A 19,549-nucleotide genomic window follows, 5' to 3' on the forward strand; every position below is an offset into this window, starting at 1 on the left:
AGTCGATTGATTGACTACAAATGGGGGCATTTATAATCTTGTTATTTTTTAAGTTCGGTTTGATCAATAATCTCGCCATTTTGCTTAAAGGCAGTAACTTTAAGAGCATCATGTGAGGCTTCAAACACAAGATAATTGGGCATATCAAGAGGATTATAATAAAGTTCATCCATCGGCTTTTTGGGAGATTTATCCCATACCCTGTCGCCGCTGCGCCCTGTCGAAATATAGATCGTCCCATTAGGGGCAGAATTGCCATTTTTCAGTGCCTTGGTACGCGCGTAGGAATGGACATGTCCGGTAAATACAAGATCAACATGATATTGATCAAACACTGGCACAAAGGTCTGACCAATATCATCAAGCGGCCCATTGAAAGGATGCTTCCATATGGCACGATGCATAAGAACTACTTTCCACTTTTTCTGTGTTTTGGCAAGGTCTTTTGCAAGCCATTGTCGTTGTTGTTCTAATAAATCAGGATACCATTCCTGCAGCTCATTTAATTGTGTATTGAGTACGATAAAATGTACGTCTCCATAGTCATAGGAATAAGCGAATCGCTCCAGTTCTGCCAGACCATTTGCCGGCAGAGCAAAAAGCGAAAGATAGTAATCAGGTTTCGCCATTTTCCAATCCAGACTATAAGTCTCATGATTTCCCATGACTGGAACGAAAGGTATTGCTTTTAAAAGATTCGCTCCTCCATCAAACCAGGCATTCCACTGCCATTCATCCTGCCCATTATCAACAAGATCACCCATATTAACAAAAAACGCTGCATCCCTATTGTTTTCCCATGCTGTCTGAGCTATTTTAGTCCAATCCTTATAATCTACTGACTGTGAATCGCCAAAAATAAGTGCTTTAAATGATGTTGAATCTGGCTCAGTCTTAAATTCCATCCATTCAGATTGCCGTCTGCCAGCGGAAATACGATATTCATAGACAGTCCCAGCCATAAGATCGGTAATATGTGCCGTATAAAGTCCGAAACGTTTTCCTTCATTATATGTAGGCAGCTCCACTACCTCAGCATTGACTTTTATGATATTTTCTGACTGCTTGGGTCGTATCTCCAAATTTCCTGGTTCACTAAACTTTGCAGTCTTCCACGAAATCGTACGCTCATGCTTCATATCTGCTGTAACTACATGCATGATCTGCCCTACCTCAGTATCAAAGCCTATATGCAGTGATTTCAACACAAAAAAAAGACATATAATAGCTATGCAAATAAACATAAAGCCTAAGATATATTTCTTCATTTACATCACCTCATTATTAACTCTATTAACTTCCTTTATTATCCACATTAGTGCTTCACTTTATCCCTTCCACATTATGAATCATTTTCTCTGCCAATTCAAACACATATAGCAGCCCAGAGTGTCTGCTGCTGCAAGCCTATTCTTTTCTGCCATTCCTATTTTCTAATCTCTTACAATCAGATAAACTTTTCTTTAGAAACAGTCTCTATGCTTCTACTCTATTTACCATTAAATGCAAAACTCCTGCAAGCCTAAATTCTTACAGGAGTTTGACATTATTGTTACCGCCTTACTAGCACATACTGAAAGAAATGACATTATCTAAAAAATCTAAACTATACTTTTCCCCAAAGTTTCCGCTCTGTTTAGTCCGTCAGTCTTCAGAACATCTTTCCCATGAAGACCCGGTACAATCACTATGCCGCTATCTTTCCAGTGCAGATAATCAGCAATTAACGTATAGGACTTAACAATACCATCATACGCATTTAATTTTTTCTCGCCTCCGCTGACGAGAAGGGCACATTCCTTTATCTTTAATGTTCTTTTTGAAATTAAATATGAATACAATTTGTCAATAGCAGCCTTTAACTGCACCGGAAACGAAAACCAGTACATTGGTGTTGCAAACACAACCATATCAGCTTGCTCCAGAAGCGGCGCAAGATCCGCGAAATCATCCGAAATAGAGCAAGCGCTTCCTCTGCTGAAACATGTCTGACAGTCGATACAGCCTTTAATGTGCTTATCTGCAGCTGCAATTTTTATCGTTATATGGCCCGCCTGCTGCGCACCGGCAATAAATGCATCTGCCAATTTATCGGTATTGCCGCCTTTTCTAGGACTACCGGTTAAAACAAGTATATTTTTTGACAAGAGATCTCCTCCAGTTTTTCATTTTCTAAAAGCGCCATTATCGCTATAATAATACATACTAAAATTACAATAAGCAAGTATGCACTTATTTGTGGTATAGTATCCATTTTTATACCATATAACTTTAATTATCATATTAAGAATTATCAATTGCTTCTAGGCATAAGTCTATATTTCGGACCAAGGATAATTACCCTATTATCGGTAATAATAAATTTATACGAAATAAGGGAAGGAAAAGTCATGACAAATGCAGTTGAAAAAGTCTTTTGGAGTATTGCATTTCCAGGATTTGGTCAGATTTTAAATGGAAAAATAGCTAAAGGTTTATTATTTATATTTCTAGAGTTCTCAATCAATGTAAATGCCAATCTTAATGAGGTCATTATTTTTAGTTTTACTGGTGACATCAGTCAGGCTATCGCAAAAACAAATTACGAATGGATGATGTTTTATCCATGTGTTTACTCTTTTGCAATTTGGGATGCTTTTCGCGATGCAGGTGGAGGTAAGTCCTTATACTCTTTTCTTCCTACGGTTTTTTGCGCTTATATCGGAACACTTGGCGTGACCTATTCACCATTCTTTGAAATTTTTGGTACTAGGCTGGGACCAATTTTACTTGGTCTTATGGGCATGGTAAGCGGCGCATTAATAGGTTGGATCGCCCAAGCGATTATCATTCGAAACCATTGACAAATAAAATAATGATAACAGCAAAATTAACAGCTTCAATCCGATGGAATTCGAACAAAAGCTGTTAATTTGCTGTTTTGTGCTGTATTTAGATGTCATTTCTAAATGCGGTGTGATAAATCGGCAGCATCTATTCATTATTATCGGGATGATGCTGTTTTTCATCTTTGTCGATGCGCTTTGCTGCAGGACGAGCTAAAAGTTTCAGGGAGCTGCGATCCTGCAGGATGGCTTTATCCAAAGACTTGAAGCTATATCCCATAACAACACCAAAGATCGATGAAGTTATATAATTTGAAAGAACCGTGTTAAGCGGTAATGGTACTGTTCCCGGTGTTTGAAATAATGCCGTTAGTAAATAAATTACAAAAAAAGGAGTGGTCCCCATCATCCAAGCCTTGAAAAGAATCTTTCGGTTAGTTACCCAGACAAGGAAGTAGGCAAATATGGAGCCGACAGCACCAGACCAGCCGATTTGTATGAAAACTGAAAATAGGTGTTCCCCTGAGCTGAACGGAGGCACATGACCAAAGATAAGGATTGCAGCCCAATCTGATAGCCGCAGTGTTGTAAATCCTAAAAAGTATGAGAAATGGCTCAATAGATTTGACACAGCTCCGCCAGCAGCTCCAGCCATGAAGCCTCGATACAGCCTGTCTTCCATCCTTGCCATCTCCCATACTTATAGTAAAATTAGTATGCGCGTAGATGATTACATTATACCATTTGTTTTGCAGAGCGAATCACAGCCTGCACCTCTACTGCTGCCTAAATACATACCTATATCTTCCGATCGCTAAGTATGCAATTAGCAGCTTCTATGAATCTACTTTATTACTTGAGATCTTTATATCAGTTCTTTTAAGCTTTGCTGTATCTCCATTAACTGCTCAGCTGGAACACCACCATCTAAGGCTGAGAGCAAGCTTAAATAGAAGTCATCCGCCTGCTCCGCCATTTGCAAGATGAGCTCTCCAAACTTCTCTTCCATAACGTTTCCATATAAAACCAGTATCCTTTTCTGCTCATTCTGTAAATACTCATCTGCTGCAGAGCTTAGGACACGGTACATCTCATCACTCATTAACTTACTTTCATTCTTCTCAAAAAATGATTTGGGATTCTTAAAATAAGCCATTGCTTTTGAAAACAGTCCATGCTGAATATCTTTGAAAGCAACTTCAAAATCAATTTGTGCTTTATTTTCAAATTCAAAAAGGGAAAAGGATAAATCCTGATTCGTTTCGCAAATCCTTTCGATAAGCATTCTCTGATACTCTGCAATTATTTTTTCAGCAAAACGATCCAGTCTTACAGTCGTTGCTCTCATTTCCTGTGCAAAGTCAAATCCAATTTGTTCGAGTAATTCGTCCAGTGCATTCTGCAAAACTTTTTTCAGGTTACGGCCATCATCACGTAAAACAGTAGGATTGAATGCTTCTTTGAAGAAATCAGTAAAACGTAAAAATACCCTTTGCTTTATATAATAAATCAATTCTTCCGTTTCCTGATACAAACGGTTTTCTAAATTTCCTACTGTCTGCTGACCAAGAATTGCATGTATCCCCACTTTTTCTGCTTCGATGTTTGCCCGCTTCTGCTTTTTGACTGCAGCATCTTCTCTGGTACTATCAATGAGCTTAGCTACTAAACGGTTGACACGGCCTAATTCATTTTCGGATGCTTGAGTCGCTAAGTTAGCCAGGTCACTGGTAATAAAATGATAAAATGCCTCCTCAAATGATGGCATGCCTGAAACAGGAAGAGCTGTTCTTTCTTCTTTTTCTTTCAGTGCCTGTAAACTTGATAATGGATATAAGTGAGGATCTCTGACTCCATATTTGATTAGCTGCTCATGGACATATAGAGCAACAGTTTCCTTCTCCTCCTCATTATCGGCTAAATCAATAGCATTTATAATAAAAAACATTTTATCTAATTGAAATGAATCTTTTACACGCCCCAGTTGAATTAAAAACTCTCGATCTGCTTTTGAAAATGCATGATTATAATAGGTTACAAACAAAATGGCATCTGAATTTTTGATAAAGTCAAAAGCTACTCCCGTATGACGGGCATTAATGGAATCCGCCCCCGGGGTATCAACTAGAGTAATTCCCTTGCGAGTTAACGGACAATCATAATACAGATCAATCCATTCAACAAAGCAGGACTTTTCTTCTATTGCAACATAATCACTAAATTCGGTTATTGTTTTTTCAAGTACTGTACCTAGCTGTTCGCTAACAGCAGCATATCCACGGGTAAACGCCATCAAAAAAGTATAGTTCGTCTTTTCAGCTGCCCCCTGCTGGCCCAAATCTCCATTAATCTTATCTACTTTTGTCCTTGCATCCGCTAAGCTCTCTGCATGAAAATCGAATAGTTTCAAGGCATGATTTACCTCTTCGAGCATCACACGTTCCTCTTTAAGCTTAATGATAACCGTCCCATGTGAATATGATTCGTCAATCGGCTTAATTTTGTTTATTGCCGCTGTCATTGGATTTGGCGAAACAGGTAACACTCTTTCTCCAATTAACGCATTCGCAAAAGAAGATTTTCCGGCACTAAATGCCCCGAATAAGGCAACCGTAAAACCTTTATGATCGAGTCTTTCTGCTTTTTCCTTTAGTTCACCTGACAGTTTCTTAAAGCCCGGCAACCCCTGAAGCAGCTCTGCCGTCTTCTTTAATTTCTCAGCTGTCTGTTTCATCCGATCTGAAGCATTAACAGACAATGGAGCTTTTTCTTTGGGGATTGGCTTTTTCATCGGGATGCTCATTTTTTGCTGTACCTGCGGAGCCTGACCAGTTTCCCCATGCACTACCTCAAATTCCTCGTCTTGTAGATCAAACAAATGAAAATGGTCAGCCTCTGTTCCATTTGCCTCACTAAGCAGTCTTTCAAGGAACCTTTGCTCAAGACTTTCAGTTGACTCGTATTTTTTTATCTGCTCAAGTGCGATGATATACCTCTCTAGACCTGCTGATTTTTGAGTTATTTTTTCATGAAGGGCTGTATTTTTATCCTGCAGGGCGTTGAGCATTTCGATCTTAAGTTCCGCTAAAATACTTTTAGCCAAAAGTTTAATTTCGGTTGCAACATTATCCGTGTAATTTATAACATAAGTATCTGATAAACGGGCCCCTGCTTTTACAGCCGCAGCTAATAATTCAGTTGAAAAATGAACAGTAAAGCTCTGGATTTTTGCAAACAATTCTTTATTGTCGATCCTTTTCTTTTCTAAAAATCGTAACAAAAAATCGCGAAGATGCCACTCTACCTGTGATTTTGTTTTTTCGAGTATACCCTGGTAAAAGAGATTCAGTCTTTCCTGTCTCTCAGCTAACGTTTTTTGTTTTGTAAACAGCCATCCAACCTTAAATTCGTTCTGACACGATTCAAGATAACTTTGGGCAAGCGCCCTAGTTTCAAACGGCATCAAATAGGCATTTGCCATAATTTTATTGACCTCGGAATCAAATTCGCTTTCGGCCTTTTCGGGTCCCTCACCTAAAACGTTTTTCTCTTCACTCAGCCTGTTGTAGTTATCTGCCAGCTCTGCCTGCTCTGTAGAAGATAGTTCATTTAAAATATCCTTAAACGGCTCTAACTCTAGTTCATTCTTCTTCTTTGCCGCATCCAAATGGTCTTTGGTGATTTTTTGCAGGGAATGAAAAATAGATTGAAGGAGTAAGCTATCTTTTTCCTTTAATCGCTCCGCTAAAAAAGTCTGCAGGTCCAAAAATTGATTATATTCATGATCATCTTGTTTTAAAGAGGTATAAAAAATATCCGCCGGTTTTACTCCCCATGATGAGAATGATTCTACCACACTTGTTTTAAATTCCGAAAAGGAAAGCTCCTGATCGGAATGCTTATCAACTTGGTTAATCACAAGATAAACCTCTTTGCCGGCCTCTGTTAACTCTTTTGTAAACATAAAGTTCAATTCGGATTGAACATGATTATAATCCATTACATAAAAGATCAAATCAGCAAGGTGAATAGCGGACTCAGTGGCAATACGATGTGCATCATCTGCAGAATCAATACCGGGAGTATCCATAATAACTGTTTGGCTTGGCAGATTGGAATCCGAATGACTAATTTCAATGGATTGGATTTGATCTCCATCCTTGCAATAATTCTTTACCATCTTATAATCATATGGTGCGAGATATAAACGAGGCTTTTCGTTTTTAAAAAATACCTTTACATACTCTTCTCCCGCCTTGACTTTTACAAGATTGGCACTGGTTGGAATTGGGCTTGACGGCAGCAAGTTTTCCCCAACCAAACGATTAATTATTGTTGATTTTCCTGCAGAAAAATGTCCGCAAAATGCAATGGTAAATTCCTCATTTACTAATTTACCTGCTAATTGCTTAACTTTTTCGGCATTTTCCTGATCATTATGTCCTAGTAAATATTCATAGGCAGCTAAAAGCTTCCCTTTTAATGATCGAATTGTCACTTGATGATTTGCAGTATGGTTCATAAACAATTCCCCTTATAACAAACTTTCTAATTAATTCATTTTACACGATACAGCTGCTAATGAGCAACGTTATGTTCACCATTACGTGCAATATCCGACATTAATTTTAAAAATCATGAGCAAAATCCCTTGAAATTAACCCCACAGAAAATCCTGTGAGGTTGTTTTGCTCTATTCTTCTTTTAAATTTTCCATTACTCTATCAATAACACTTAGGCATGTTTTTATATCACTTGAATCGATTCCATGAAATGCATGCTGTAAATGATTTTCAACCAGCTTAGCAATCTCTATCTGCAAGGATTTTCCTGCTTCTGTTAAATAAATCAAATTCGTACGACGGTCACTTTCATCAGGCCTACGCTCAATGAGGTCCCTTTTTATTAAATTATCAATCAGCCTTGAAACACAAGTATGATCTTTGCTCGTCTTCTGCGCCAACTGATTTTGCGTAAGTCCATCCTGCTGCAGAAGAAAATTGATAATTCCCCATTGTTCTGCTGTTATCCAGCTGTCCTGCTGTTTTAATTTCTTATTTAATCGATTCGTCAGTAATCTAGAACATACTTCTATCTTAAAACCTATCGATTGTGTAAAAACATACTTTTTCATTTCTACCTCTTCTTAATGATAAATTCAAGATTTATGACTCAATCGTATCAAGAACTATGTGCTTATGCAACTTTTAGCTTCTTTTAATTTTTTTCTTAATGCGATTGAGTATATTAGTGCAATAACAACAGCCATTATAGCTAAAACACTGTATATATTGCTATACTTTACACTCTCAAATTGAAAAAACAAGGACTTGAAATAAACGGTAGCATTATTTTTACTAATGGCTGTACCCATTATAGCAGTTGCAGTTGAACTTGCGACAAAGTTTACTAGCATAAATAATCCCATCCCCACGCCCGTCTGATTACGCGGCAATGTTTGTGAAATCGTATTAGCCATAGCAAGCTGAAAAAAAGTCTGTCCTACATAGCCAAATATTAGGAAGCATGTTATAAAATAAGCTGGAGCGCCTGCCATCAAAGCCAGACTGCAAAAACATATAAAAAAGCAAGAAATTGCTAAAAAAGTAAGACCAGAATTCCCCCTGCTATCTGCAATCTTTCCGCCTGTTTTTGCTAACAAAGCTGCTGATAATGCACCTGGAAACATATAAAGACCAGTTTGAAAGGCCGTTAGATGATTTAGTTCAATTAATACGAGAGGAGTCAGGTACGGCAATGCAAACCCAATACCTGCACCTAAAGCATAAATGAAAAGTGCCATAGAATAGTCACTATTTCTAAACAGAGCTGGCTGAATGAAAGGATTCTTGACACTTTTAATTCTAATAACAAAGAGAGCTAAACATGTAATACCCGCTAGTAAATAAATTAAACTTGCAGTTGAAATGGCAAACAGCAAAACAGCAATGGTTAATGCTAGTAGAAAAGCACCTAAGAAATCGATTTTACTTGACGTACCTGCTACATCATCAAGGTACTTCCGATAAAAAGGAATGGCAGCTATCGTAAATAATGAGATCGCAAAGAGATATTTCCAATGCAGCCAAGTCGTAAGAAATCCCGCCACAATAGGTCCAATCGCTACTCCGAACGCTAAACCGGCTGATGTCATTCCTAACGCACGCCCTCGAGTCTCCGCATTAAAATAGCGAGTAGGAATTATCATTGATGAGGCTGGAAGGACAGCTGCTCCCATTGCTTGCAAAGCTCTTCCGATAACAATAGACCAATAATTCGCTGAAAAAAAGCCAATAATCGATCCTACAGCAAAAAAAACAAGGCCTATGGTTAATAAATCTTTCAGCTTAAACTGATCAGCCAGCCTTCCGTAAATAACCGCGCCAATTGCATAAACAATCATATAACTTGTTATAATCCAGCTAGCTTGCGATGCGTGGAGTGAAAATTCTGTACTAATAGCTGGCAAAGCTACATTAAACATAGTAGCATTCATAGAAGAAAAAATTAAGGTAAAAGATAAAACTACTATTAGTTTCTCTTTCTTATCTTGCGTTAATTGAATTGCAACATCCATTGAATCATCCCCTTATAATATCTGCATATGCACATATTATAATATTCTATATGTGCATATGCAACTTTTTTCAATAAATAAAATGATCTTTTGGGGGCATTATTTCATATAAAAAAAGTATTCGCCTAAACGTAACGTTTAGGCGAATATAATTATCCTTATTCATTAAGATCTTAAATTTCGTGTTTATGCCATGAATATTTTGATGTCATCTTCAGGATTGCTGATTCCGCCAATGCCAAATTGCTCTACAAGCACTTTGGCTACATTCGGTGAAAGAAAAGCTGGCAGCGTCGGTCCAAGATGGATATCTTTTACACCAAGATATAACAGAGCCAAAAGTACGATAACTGCCTTTTGCTCATACCAGGCGATATTATACGATATCGGTAATTTATTAACATCATCCAGACCAAAAACCTCTTTAAGTTTCAAGGCTATAACTGCTAGTGAGTAAGAGTCGTTACATTGACCTGCATCCAATACACGAGGAATGCCTCCAATATCACCCAGCGGTAACTTATTGTAGCGATATTTAGCACATCCCGCTGTCAGTATGACAGTATCTTGGGGCAGTGCTTTAGCAAAATCAGCGTAGTAATCCCTGCTCTTCACGCGGCCATCGCAGCCAGCCATAACGAAGAATCGTTTAATGGCACCGCTTTTCACTGCATCTACAACCTTATCAGCCAAAGCTAATACCTGGTTGTGAGCAAACCCGCCGACTATTTCTCCTTGTTCTAATTCCTTGGGAGGTGGACATTTTTTAGCATGAGCGATAAGTGCTGCAAAGTCCTTAGGTTTGCCATTTTTTCGCTGACTAATTTCCTTCAGTCCTTCAAAACCAACTACACCAGTCACGTACACGCGTTCTTTATAACTGGCTTTTGGCGGCACCAAGCAGTTAGTCGTCATCAAAATAGGACCGTTAAAGGTTTCAAATTCTTTGTCCTGCAACCACCATGCATTACCATAGTTTCCAGCAAAATTGGTATATTTCTTAAATGCCGGATAATAATGCGCTGGCAGCATCTCACCGTGAGTGTATACATCAACGCCCGTTCCTTGGGTTTGTTCCAGCAATTCTTCCAGGTCTTTTAAATCATGACCGCTGACAAGGATACCAGGGTTGTTTCTCACACCAATATTGACCTTGGTAATCTCAGGATTTCCATAGGTACTGGTATTGGCTTTATCCAATAAGGCCATAACATCAACGCCGTATTTGCCGCATTCCATTACCAAAGCAACCAAATCATCGGCACTCAGCTTATCGTTAGTGGTGGCAACTAGCGCTTTTTGCATAAAGGCAAAAATACCATCCTCCATATAGCCTAATGTATAGGCGTGTTCAGCATACGCAGCCATTCCTTTTACGCCATAGGTAAGCAGCTCGCGTAATGAACGAACATCTTCATTTTCAGTTGCCAAAATTCCAACTGTAGCAGCCTTTTTTTCAAACTCTGATGCATTATCAGCAAACCACAGAGTGCTGTCATGAGAAGCTTCTGCTGTCTCATCAGCTGTAAACAAGTTAGTCAGTTTTTGCCAGATGGATTTTGTATTGTCATTAGCAGCTTCTACCTTTACACCGGCTTTTACTAAAGCAGCTTTCACATTATCTCTCACGATCAGCGCTTGTTTAATGAGCAAAATAAAATGCTCTTTGTCAAAGTTAGCATTGGTAATGGTCGCAAATAAGCCTTCCATAATAAACTTATCGGCATCCGGTGTAGCAATTTTAGCCTGACGGGCTTCAAGTGCATAGACCGAAATTCCTTTTAGCGTGTACATAAGCAAATCTTGGAGATTTGACACTTCAGCAGTTTTTCCGCATACTCCGCGCATAGTGCAGCCAGTACCTTTGGCTGTTTCTTGGCATTGATAACAAAACATTGACATCTATTTTATCCCCCTTATCGTGTGAAGCGATATTTAAACTTCTGATCTCTATTCTAACGAAAAGAGTAACGATTGACTGTGAGCAAAATCACATCAAATAAAAACTAATTTATTCCAGGAATAAAATTTTACATATTCACCGTCAGATCATCTCCTGCGTATTGACTGGAACCAATTGGTTAGACTATTGGTATTCGTACATTGAGGAGGCCTATTATGAGTAATCAAACGATATTGTGGAGTATGATCGTTATTTCATGGTTTTCATTATTTCTAATGAAAAAGAAGGATATAAAGCGTTATATGTCTGTTTTTTTATTTACCATTGTCACGGGAATATTAATCCTCGAAGTGGGTACTACCCTAGAATGGTGGATCGTTAAAGAAACTGCTTTTCCTTTTCAGAACTTCTCGAATCTTTACAGTTTAGATCCAATTGTTGCAGTATGGCTTATCAGATTTTTATATGGTCATTTTTGGCTGTATACCATTATTGATGCAATATTAAATTTGGGGTTTGTATATGGTCTACTCGTTTATTTTTACGGCAGCAGAGATATTTTTCAATTTATTTCTATTTCACCTTTTCTTACCTTTTTAATAATCTCTGGGCGCAGCCTTTTGCTATATGGCTACCAAATGTGGCAGGAAGGCATATTTTCACGTTCTGAACGAACTAACCCCCTCCATAACCTACAGCCTGCAGCAGCTAAACCAATACCGCAAGATGAAGAAGATCCAACAGATTATCAATAATCAGAGTACGTCTCTTTTCAGGAAAAACTTGTTCTTTTTACTCGGATTCTTGGTATCTTAAAAGTTATCTGCAACAGGAAATAGAAAAAGGGCAGAATCACAAAAAGATTCGCCCTTTTTTTCTATTTTTTAAAACTCTTCGTATGTTCTTGGGTCTTGATTCTTAGTACGTCCTGTTTCACTGGTAAGTCCGGAAATGACCTCCATTTCTTCTCTTGTCAATTGAAAATTAAAAATATCTAAATTGTCACGCTGATGCTTTTGTGAGGATGCTTTTGGAATTGGAATCGCCCCACACTGTACATGCCAACGCAAAATAACTTGTGAGATCGATTTTTGATGCATTTTGGCAATTTCAGCGATTTTTTTATTTTCCAAAATACTGTTACCACGCCCTAAAGGGCTCCAGGATTCTGTTACAATATCATGTTCCACATGCCAACGACGCTGTTCTTCCTGATTAAAGTAAGGATAGAGCTCAATTTGATTAATGCTCGGCTTTACACCAGTTTCTTTTATTAATCGCTCAATATGCTCGGGTAAAAAGTTGCAGACACCGATAGATCGGACTAATCCCTGCTTTTTAGCCTCTATTAAAGCTTGCCAAGCTTCAACATATAAATTCACGCTGGGATTTGGCCAATGAATCAAATAGAGATCGTAATATTCCAATCCTCCTCTATAGAGTGACTCCTGAATTGTTTCAATCGCTTTCTGGTAAGCATGATGGCGCCCCGGCAGCTTGGAGCAAATCAATAATTCTTCTCTTGGTATTAAACTTTGCCGAACAGCTTCACCTACCGTCCCCTCATTTTCATAATTAAATGCGGTATCAAGCAATCGATAGCCTATATCAATTGCATTTTTAATCGCACGCACTCCCTCTGTGCCCTTTAACATATAAGTGCCAAATCCAATGCCAGGAACTTCAATACCATCGTTTAGCAATACTTTTAAAATTGTTTTATCCATCATGGCAGACTCTCCTTTTCGCAGTTATATTTTCATTGGCAACTTGCCAATGAACTTACTCTTATCTTAACTTTAAGCGGTATCATACAGATATCACTGCAATTGTGAAAAAACAAGCTGTACTAGTACCGTTTTGTAATGGTCTCTACAATGAAATTTATCATAACTTATTTCGAGTTATATAGACAAAAAAGCTGATCTCCTGTAACATTAAGCAATAAATACAACACACTTTCTAAGGAGTTATCATGCGCAAAAGGACTAGTATCTTCGCTCTTATTACAATCATCATTGCCCTTTATTGCAGTTATACAGCTTTTTCTTATGACAATCGCACTGCCAGCAACTTATCATCCTACTGTACTATTGATTTTCGTGGTATAACTGATCCTCAAACAAAGATTACTACAGGTGCAACCTTATCTATAGTTGATTTTCGATATGGATCTGAACAGTTAGAAAGATTTTTCACCATTGATGTTGATGGTAAAATTCATAAGATGGATCGCATTGAGATATCTGCTCAGCCGCCGACTTATTCTCTCAAAGATTTCTCCACAGGAATCGTCTTTAAACATACCAATACTTTATTTGTCACTTTTCCCCTGCAAGTCTTAAGGGAAATATCTGAGGCTAATCGTGTAACCGTTTCCTTTAAATATACCAACAGTAATTTGGCTATTGAACTTCCATTAAGCGCCGTCGATTTACAATACTGGAAAAATCAATTGCCCTTCTTGTAAGATTCTTTTGTTGCCGTCCCCAAAAGAGGCGATTTTTGAGCAGATTCTTTAATTAATAGTTGGAAAAAGATGCTTTTTTTGCGATAATATTTCTTATAAGATACTATATAAGAAATGAGTTAATCAATGAAATATAAAAGAATCATCATACTCTTGTTGACCTTGTTTATAATTTGTTTTGTTCAATTTAATAATTATTCATCGTACGATGAGATGACCACTCCCCATAAACCTATGGAGATCTCTCCCTCTATGTATATTGATTTAACTGCTGATGAAAGAGAATTTATACATTCACTGGGTGTCATTCAGGTGGTGGTCGATGAAAGCTTCCCGCCCATTTCATATTATGATGCGAATAAGAAAGAATTTGTAGGAATTTCAATTGAAGTTTTGGGAATCTTATCTAAAACAATTGGTTTTGAGTATACGATTATTCAAGATGAAACTTTATCATGGGCAGATCGCTTAAATCTGATAAGAGATAATAAGGCACTTATACTGTGCGGGGCAAGCATTAGCGATGAAAGAAAGAAATATGGCTACTTTACGGATACGCCCTATTTTGAAATGAATTATGCTTTAATTGGCTCCATCAATCATCATGTAAGAATTACCGATATTAACGATATCTCCAAGTATAAGATCGGCCTGATTGAAGGTACATCTATTAATGAATATATTTTAAAATTTGCCTATCCTCAAAATATTATCTACTATAAAACATTTGATGATGCTTTTGCAGCTTTGAAAAAACAGGAAATCAATCTTATTCCAGACAATGAGGCATCTTTTATTGAAAAGTATTTTAAAGGAAAACTATTTGATTATGAAATCGTGTTTTCAATCAATGGCAATGTTCGAAAATATGCTTTTTTCTCTCCTAAAACAGAGGAAGGTAAAAAATTAACTACGATTTTAACGAAGGGAATGAAACGGATTCCTTTAAAAAAAGTAGCCAACACTTATTATGAAGATAAAAGCATATTTGCTTATTATAAGGATCATGTTCAACAAGAACAGCGTATTAGTGAAATCCGTAATTTTTTTCTTTTACTGTTGATCGGAATCTTTATTATATTTATAAATGTTACTGCTCTAATGCGAAAACGGAATAAGGAATTAGAATTTCTTTCGTCAACTGATTATTTGACAGGGCTAAAAAATCGAACTGCATTGTTTAATGACTTCTCCGATCTATCTAAATTAACAAAAGCAATTGTATGTTACATCGATTTGGACAATTTTAAAATTATTAATGATACATTCGGTCACGAAACTGGCGACATGGTGCTACAATCCACTGCTCATCGTTTGAAGGAGTTTTTACCTGACGCAAACATCTATCGTATGGGCGGTGATGAATTCTTGATAATCATAACCTCGGCTGCAATATTTGATGGAAAATCATTGCTGGCACATATTGAAAATCCGATTCACGATAAGCAAAATATTTATCAAGTTAGTGCCAGTATCGGTTATATTGATACTTCTGAATGTAAATACAGTTCATTAAATGAAATTATTAACGCTGCCGATACCGCCATGCTTAAGGCAAAAACACTCGGGAAAAATAATATTGTTAAAGCTCCAAATTTGCTGCCGTAATGATTTGAGTAGCTCTATGGCGAGTTTGAATAATCAATTCTGCATTTGGCGCATCTGTAGAGCTAATTTTTTTTAACGCTTCTTCAACGGATCGGCCTGTGCGCATATGCCGGCTTATAAGGCGTTCTTTTGTCGTAGAGCTCGGCGTCTCAATGAACCAACTTTCATCAAACAAATCGGCGAGTTCATTCCACGGAGAAGTATCTACTAATAAATAATTACCTTCGACAATTATAATTTTATGTTTTTTCTCAATTACGATTGAACCTTCAACGGGATTGTGAAGATCTCGATCATAAGAAGGACAATATAGTTTCTCCTCTTTTCCGGATGCTATTTCTTTTATCAGCATTACGAATCTCTGGGAATCAAAGGTTTGAGGAATTCCCTTTAACGGCAATAGTCCTTTTTCTATCAATATATCATTATGATAATGATATCCGTCCATTGGAACCACAATTGCACTTTCTTCTTTTAATACTTCATTTATCTTTTTCATCAGCAAATCCGCTAATGTACTCTTACCTGCTCCAGGAACCCCTGTAATCGCTAATAAAAATCGTGTATTTTGACTTTTTTCATAGTTTTTTATTAACAGATTACTTAACGTTGTCAAATCAGCATTCGTAATTGCTCCCATTCTATGAGTTCCTCCTCTTAAAATCTTCATGGCAGTTCAGTCTGCACTTCTAGTTTTGTTATCATACATAACTAGAAGCTTTTTTTTGAAAACATTACTTATTATTACTTATCATAAAATGGCAGACTGCTATTTACCAAAGTTTAGATCTGATGTAATCGTTCGAATAGCTTTGCATATTGCTGCAGCGTTTGTTCATTCTCAACTTTGACCCCAGATCTATAGTACTCAATTGCTCCAATCCCCTCATTGATACTGTTTGTTTCTTTTAAAGTTCTTTTTAGATTTTCAGCTGTACCAATCCCGCCATCAATAATATCTACTTGCTCGGGCAAAAGTTTTTTTAACATGTCTTTATAGAAAGGAAAATGAGTACATCCTAGCACCACGGTTCCATATTGATTTAGCTTATAGGAACCCAGTTGTGACTTAAGATAGGGCAATACGATTTCTTCATTAAACTCAAAGTCTTCTGCAAACTTTACGAGACCAGGAAGAGCAAGTCCATCAACAATATGATCGCTATCGAGTTTAGTGACTAAATTATTAAATTTCTCTTCCTTGAGGGTAAGACTAGTGGCTAATACCAATACTCTATTTCCCGTTTCTTGATTTTTTATGATAGCCGGTTTTACTGCTGGTTCTATACCTATTATTGGAAAGCTATACTTTTTCCTCAGCTCTTTGGCGACCACACTTGTTGCTGTATTACATGCAATCACCAATGCTTTAATATTTTGCTGAGATAAAAAGTCTACAGCTTCAAATACATATTTTTTAACATCATCCTTTGACTTTTCCCCATATGGTACATGCAATGTATCAGCATAATAAATATAGTCGTCTTTGGGCAATAGCCGTAATGCATGATAAAGTACTGTCATTCCACCTATTCCGGAGTCAAAAAAACCTATTTTCATATCTCGCACCTCACTTCTTCGAGCCATTTAGTATATTCATTTTATCTACAAGCCAGAAATCCTTTTTGGCGAGCGATTACCTGACTTTTTAATTTTACTACTTTTCTTTTTCAATCACAAATGAATTGCAAATTGAGCATTAAAGCCAGCTATTTAATGAAATAAAAGAAACATCAACCTCCTAAAAAAGTTGATGTTCTTTTACAACCTAAACACACATAAAAACCTCTTTTATCTTAGAAGGCAATGATTTCCTTAATCATCAGCTCTTTTCCGCATAACAGCTCCCCTGTACTTTTGCAGTTTGGACATTTACTGTTATTCTCAATCAGATTAAAAACTTTATTACACTTTTTGCAAATCGCATTGCCAGGTATTATCTCGATTTCTAAATTCGTATCTTGCAATAATGTACCATCTACTGCAACTGGGTAACACGCTTCAACATATCTCGGAATTATCGATGAAAGCTCACCGATCTGGATAATTAATGTATGAATTTTAGTTAATTCATTTTTACGTGCAAAATCTTCAATCGTTTTTATGACTTCAATCACAACTCCAAGTTCATGCATATGAGACCTCTTTTCTTGTCAATTTCTTTCTCCAGATAAAATCGATTCTATAAATTTCAGTGGCTTTTTTACAGCAATTCTTACCTTGCGTTTTATCGCATGCCTGATAACTGCTGGTTTTATTTTCCTGAGTTCTACGCCCTCAGCGTCATATTTTCTGACAAGGGAAATAGCATCAAACTTACATTTAGTTGTACAGACACCACATCCTACACACAGATATTCATCCACAACTGTAGCGCCGCAGCCAAGGCAGCGTTCGGTTTCCTTCTTAACCTGCTCTTCTGTAAATGTACCACGTGAATCCACGAAGGATTCTTTGAATATCTTTGTATCACGCTGGATTGCTTTTTGTCGTGGAAGACGATCGTATCCTTCAAGAACAAGGTTCGCTTTATCAAGCGGACGGTAATCCCTCTTCGTGCGACCAATCGTTAAGCTTTGCCCAGGATGAACATAACGATGGATTGAAATGGCTCCTTTCTTCCCCATAGCAATGGCATCAATAGCAAACTTTGGACCGGTTAACACATCACCTCCAGCGAATACATCGGGCTCATCGGTTTGATAAGTATCAGGATCTGCCTTAATTGTCTTGTTAGGATTTAATGCAATTTTGCTATCAACAAGCAAGTTCCCCCACTCAATTGCCTGACCTACCGAAAGCAGGATATTGTCTGCCTTGACTATCCTTTTTTCATTTTCATCGAAATTGGGATTAAACTTGCCATTTTCATATACAGAAATACATTTCTTGAATTCTACACCGGTAACACGTCCATTTTCCGTAAGAATCCGATCAGGTCCCCAGGAATTGTGAATGACGATTCCTTCTGACAAAGTCTCGTCAATTTCCTCTTCAAGTGCTGGCATTTCTTTTCTGCTCTCCAGACAGTACATATTCACTTGCAATACGCTGATTCGTCTGGCAGATCTAGCAACATCAATGGCGACGTTGCCACCGCCGATCACAAGCGTCGGTCCTTCTAATTTAAACTCTTCATTGAAATTGGCTTTGCGTAAGAAGTCCACACCATTGATTACACCTGCAGCATTTTCACCTTTTATACCAAGCTTTCTACCTATTTGAGCACCGATTGCAAGATAAAAGGCCTCGAAGCCTTGACCTCTTAAGTCATTAAGGCTTACATCCTTACCAACTTCAACACCCGTCTTAAACTCAACACCTAATTCTTTTAAAATATTGATTTCCGCATTCACTACATCTTTTTCGAGCCTGAAAGCAGGGATTCCGAATGTCAGCATACCGCCAAGTGCTTTTTGTTTTTCAAACACGGTCACTTTATAACCATCAAGAGCTAAGTAAAAAGCACAAGAAAGTCCAGAAGGACCTCCCCCGATAATTGCAATTTTATTCCCGTAATGATGCTTTACTTCAGGTACGTAACGATTATCTTTGTTGAAATCTTGTTCTGCAATAAATTTCTTGATATCATCAATAGCAACTGGCTCATCAACATCACCTCTAGTACAAGCAGATTCGCATTGTCTCGAGCAGATACGCCCGCATACTGCCGGAAACGGATTTTCGTGCTTGATAAGTTCAAGTGCTTCAGTATACCTTCCTTGAGACGCCAGCTTGATATAACCCTGAATACCAATATGAGCTGGACATTCTGCTTTACAAGGACTTGTGCCGGTAGCAACAACAACTCTTCTGTTCGTACGATAATCGGGGTTCCATTTGTCTGGACCCCACTCTGTATCATAGACCGCTCCCGTGGAAATAGACAGGCAGGAAACGCCCTGTCGTAGGATAGCTTAGAATTACACGGCCATGCTCCTGATTTGAAAGGGAGTATGGCCATTTTTTGTCTTGATGCGTTCGAAGTTGTAGAAGTGGATGTATTGGTCAATAAGATGACGTGCTTGGTGAATGGTCTGAATTTTTTGGCGGTAGATACACTCGGTTTTTAGAATGCCGAAGAAGTTTTCGGCAGGGGCATTATCCAGAGGTGTAGCCGCTCTTGACATGGACGGCAGAATGCCGTACTGTTTGGTTAGGTTCAA

At 37.8% G+C, this 19,549-nt stretch carries 17 protein-coding genes; 4 read left to right on the forward strand and 13 right to left on the reverse strand.

Annotated features, from left to right (window positions below):
- Nucleotides 1-41: 41 nt before the first annotated feature.
- Nucleotides 42-1,268 carry a purple acid phosphatase family protein gene (locus BMZ99_RS16430; protein ID WP_090939638.1) on the reverse strand — a complete coding sequence of 409 codons (1,227 nt, stop codon included), beginning with the start codon at nt 1,266-1,268 and terminating at the stop codon, nt 42-44.
- Nucleotides 1,269-1,601: 333 nt separating this feature from the next.
- On the reverse strand, nt 1,602-2,147 hold the full coding sequence (locus tag BMZ99_RS16435) for a flavodoxin family protein (protein WP_090939641.1): 546 nt from the start codon (nt 2,145-2,147) through the stop codon (nt 1,602-1,604).
- 243 nt (nt 2,148-2,390) lie between these two features.
- Here BMZ99_RS16435 and BMZ99_RS16440 point away from each other — a divergent pair, with 243 nt between their 5' ends.
- A complete protein-coding gene (locus tag BMZ99_RS16440; RefSeq protein WP_090939644.1) occupies nt 2,391-2,843 on the forward strand; it encodes a hypothetical protein in 453 nt (150 codons plus the stop codon).
- Between the two features lie 130 nt (nt 2,844-2,973).
- Here BMZ99_RS16440 and BMZ99_RS16445 read toward each other — a convergent pair whose 3' ends face one another.
- From BMZ99_RS16445 to hcp, 5 genes are all read right to left on the reverse strand, one after another.
- Nucleotides 2,974-3,507 (reverse strand): hypothetical protein, encoded by a 534-nt coding sequence (locus tag BMZ99_RS16445; protein ID WP_090939647.1) that lies wholly within the window; start codon nt 3,505-3,507, stop codon nt 2,974-2,976.
- 183 nt (nt 3,508-3,690) lie between these two features.
- The gene (locus BMZ99_RS16450; protein ID WP_090939649.1) at nt 3,691-7,347 is read right to left on the reverse strand and encodes a dynamin family protein; all 3,657 of its coding nucleotides are present in this window, start codon (nt 7,345-7,347) and stop codon (nt 3,691-3,693) included.
- Between the two features lie 171 nt (nt 7,348-7,518).
- Complete coding sequence (locus BMZ99_RS16455; RefSeq protein WP_090939652.1) at nt 7,519-7,959, reverse strand: MarR family winged helix-turn-helix transcriptional regulator; 441 nt, start codon at nt 7,957-7,959, stop codon at nt 7,519-7,521.
- Nucleotides 7,960-8,013: 54 nt separating this feature from the next.
- Nucleotides 8,014-9,402 (reverse strand): MFS transporter, encoded by a 1,389-nt coding sequence (locus BMZ99_RS16460; protein WP_090939655.1) that lies wholly within the window; start codon nt 9,400-9,402, stop codon nt 8,014-8,016.
- Nucleotides 9,403-9,588: 186 nt separating this feature from the next.
- Entirely contained in the window at nt 9,589-11,304 is a 1,716-nt protein-coding gene (gene hcp, locus BMZ99_RS16465) for a hydroxylamine reductase (protein WP_090939658.1), read from the reverse strand.
- Between the two features lie 216 nt (nt 11,305-11,520).
- Here hcp and BMZ99_RS16470 point away from each other — a divergent pair, with 216 nt between their 5' ends.
- Nucleotides 11,521-12,060: a hypothetical protein gene (locus BMZ99_RS16470; RefSeq protein ID WP_175490586.1), complete on the forward strand. Its 540-nt coding sequence runs from the start codon at nt 11,521-11,523 to the stop codon at nt 12,058-12,060.
- A 129-nt stretch (nt 12,061-12,189) separates the two neighbouring features.
- Here BMZ99_RS16470 and BMZ99_RS16475 read toward each other — a convergent pair whose 3' ends face one another.
- Complete coding sequence (locus BMZ99_RS16475) at nt 12,190-13,035, reverse strand: aldo/keto reductase (protein ID WP_245755013.1); 846 nt, start codon at nt 13,033-13,035, stop codon at nt 12,190-12,192.
- Between the two features lie 245 nt (nt 13,036-13,280).
- On the opposite strand from BMZ99_RS16475, the gene BMZ99_RS16480 reads away from it, so the two are divergent.
- The gene (locus BMZ99_RS16480; protein WP_090939661.1) at nt 13,281-13,775 is read left to right on the forward strand and encodes a hypothetical protein; all 495 of its coding nucleotides are present in this window, start codon (nt 13,281-13,283) and stop codon (nt 13,773-13,775) included.
- Between the two features lie 252 nt (nt 13,776-14,027).
- Nucleotides 14,028-15,383 (forward strand): transporter substrate-binding domain-containing diguanylate cyclase, encoded by a 1,356-nt coding sequence (locus tag BMZ99_RS16485; protein WP_175490587.1) that lies wholly within the window; start codon nt 14,028-14,030, stop codon nt 15,381-15,383.
- Here the strand turns inward: BMZ99_RS16485 and BMZ99_RS16490 are convergent.
- From BMZ99_RS16490 to BMZ99_RS27595, 5 genes are all read right to left on the reverse strand, one after another.
- On the reverse strand, nt 15,358-16,053 hold the full coding sequence (locus BMZ99_RS16490; protein WP_139214788.1) for a nucleoside/nucleotide kinase family protein: 696 nt from the start codon (nt 16,051-16,053) through the stop codon (nt 15,358-15,360). The genes BMZ99_RS16485 and BMZ99_RS16490 overlap by 26 nt on opposite strands.
- Nucleotides 16,054-16,166: 113 nt before the next feature.
- The gene (murI, locus tag BMZ99_RS16495) at nt 16,167-16,943 is read right to left on the reverse strand and encodes a glutamate racemase (protein ID WP_090939670.1); all 777 of its coding nucleotides are present in this window, start codon (nt 16,941-16,943) and stop codon (nt 16,167-16,169) included.
- 236 nt (nt 16,944-17,179) lie between these two features.
- On the reverse strand, nt 17,180-17,518 hold the full coding sequence (locus BMZ99_RS16500) for a hydrogenase maturation nickel metallochaperone HypA/HybF (protein WP_090939673.1): 339 nt from the start codon (nt 17,516-17,518) through the stop codon (nt 17,180-17,182).
- An 18-nt stretch (nt 17,519-17,536) separates the two neighbouring features.
- Nucleotides 17,537-19,297, reverse strand: coding sequence for an FAD-dependent oxidoreductase (locus BMZ99_RS16505; protein WP_090939676.1), 1,761 nt, complete (start codon nt 19,295-19,297; stop codon nt 17,537-17,539).
- Between the two features lie 9 nt (nt 19,298-19,306).
- Nucleotides 19,307-19,513, reverse strand: coding sequence for an IS3 family transposase (locus BMZ99_RS27595; RefSeq protein ID WP_407670196.1), 207 nt, complete (start codon nt 19,511-19,513; stop codon nt 19,307-19,309).
- Between the last annotated feature and the right edge of the window lie 36 nt (nt 19,514-19,549).

The organism is Pelosinus propionicus DSM 13327 (assembly GCF_900114615.1).
GTDB lineage: Bacteria > Bacillota > Negativicutes > DSM-13327 > DSM-13327 > Pelosinus > Pelosinus propionicus.

Excerpts from the sequence above, each read along its gene's own strand:
- BMZ99_RS16430 (WP_090939638.1), bottom strand. The coding sequence starts at position 1,268 with ATGAAGAAATATATCTTAGGCTTTATGTTTATTTGCATAGCTATTATA.
- BMZ99_RS16440 (WP_090939644.1), top strand. The coding sequence starts at position 2,391 with ATGACAAATGCAGTTGAAAAAGTCTTTTGGAGTATTGCATTTCCAGGA.
- BMZ99_RS16445 (WP_090939647.1), bottom strand. The coding sequence starts at position 3,507 with ATGGAAGACAGGCTGTATCGAGGCTTCATGGCTGGAGCTGCTGGCGGA.
- BMZ99_RS16450 (WP_090939649.1), bottom strand. The coding sequence starts at position 7,347 with ATGAACCATACTGCAAATCATCAAGTGACAATTCGATCATTAAAAGGG.
- BMZ99_RS16455 (WP_090939652.1), bottom strand. The coding sequence starts at position 7,959 with ATGAAAAAGTATGTTTTTACACAATCGATAGGTTTTAAGATAGAAGTA.
- BMZ99_RS16460 (WP_090939655.1), bottom strand. The coding sequence starts at position 9,402 with ATGGATGTTGCAATTCAATTAACGCAAGATAAGAAAGAGAAACTAATA.
- hcp (WP_090939658.1), bottom strand. The coding sequence starts at position 11,304 with ATGTCAATGTTTTGTTATCAATGCCAAGAAACAGCCAAAGGTACTGGC.
- BMZ99_RS16470 (WP_175490586.1), top strand. The coding sequence starts at position 11,521 with ATGAGTAATCAAACGATATTGTGGAGTATGATCGTTATTTCATGGTTT.
- BMZ99_RS16475 (WP_245755013.1), bottom strand. The coding sequence starts at position 13,035 with ATGATGGATAAAACAATTTTAAAAGTATTGCTAAACGATGGTATTGAA.
- BMZ99_RS16480 (WP_090939661.1), top strand. The coding sequence starts at position 13,281 with ATGCGCAAAAGGACTAGTATCTTCGCTCTTATTACAATCATCATTGCC.
- BMZ99_RS16485 (WP_175490587.1), top strand. The coding sequence starts at position 14,028 with ATGTATATTGATTTAACTGCTGATGAAAGAGAATTTATACATTCACTG.
- BMZ99_RS16490 (WP_139214788.1), bottom strand. The coding sequence starts at position 16,053 with ATGAAGATTTTAAGAGGAGGAACTCATAGAATGGGAGCAATTACGAAT.
- murI (WP_090939670.1), bottom strand. The coding sequence starts at position 16,943 with ATGAAAATAGGTTTTTTTGACTCCGGAATAGGTGGAATGACAGTACTT.
- BMZ99_RS16500 (WP_090939673.1), bottom strand. The coding sequence starts at position 17,518 with ATGCATGAACTTGGAGTTGTGATTGAAGTCATAAAAACGATTGAAGAT.
- BMZ99_RS27595 (WP_407670196.1), bottom strand. The coding sequence starts at position 19,513 with ATGTCAAGAGCGGCTACACCTCTGGATAATGCCCCTGCCGAAAACTTC.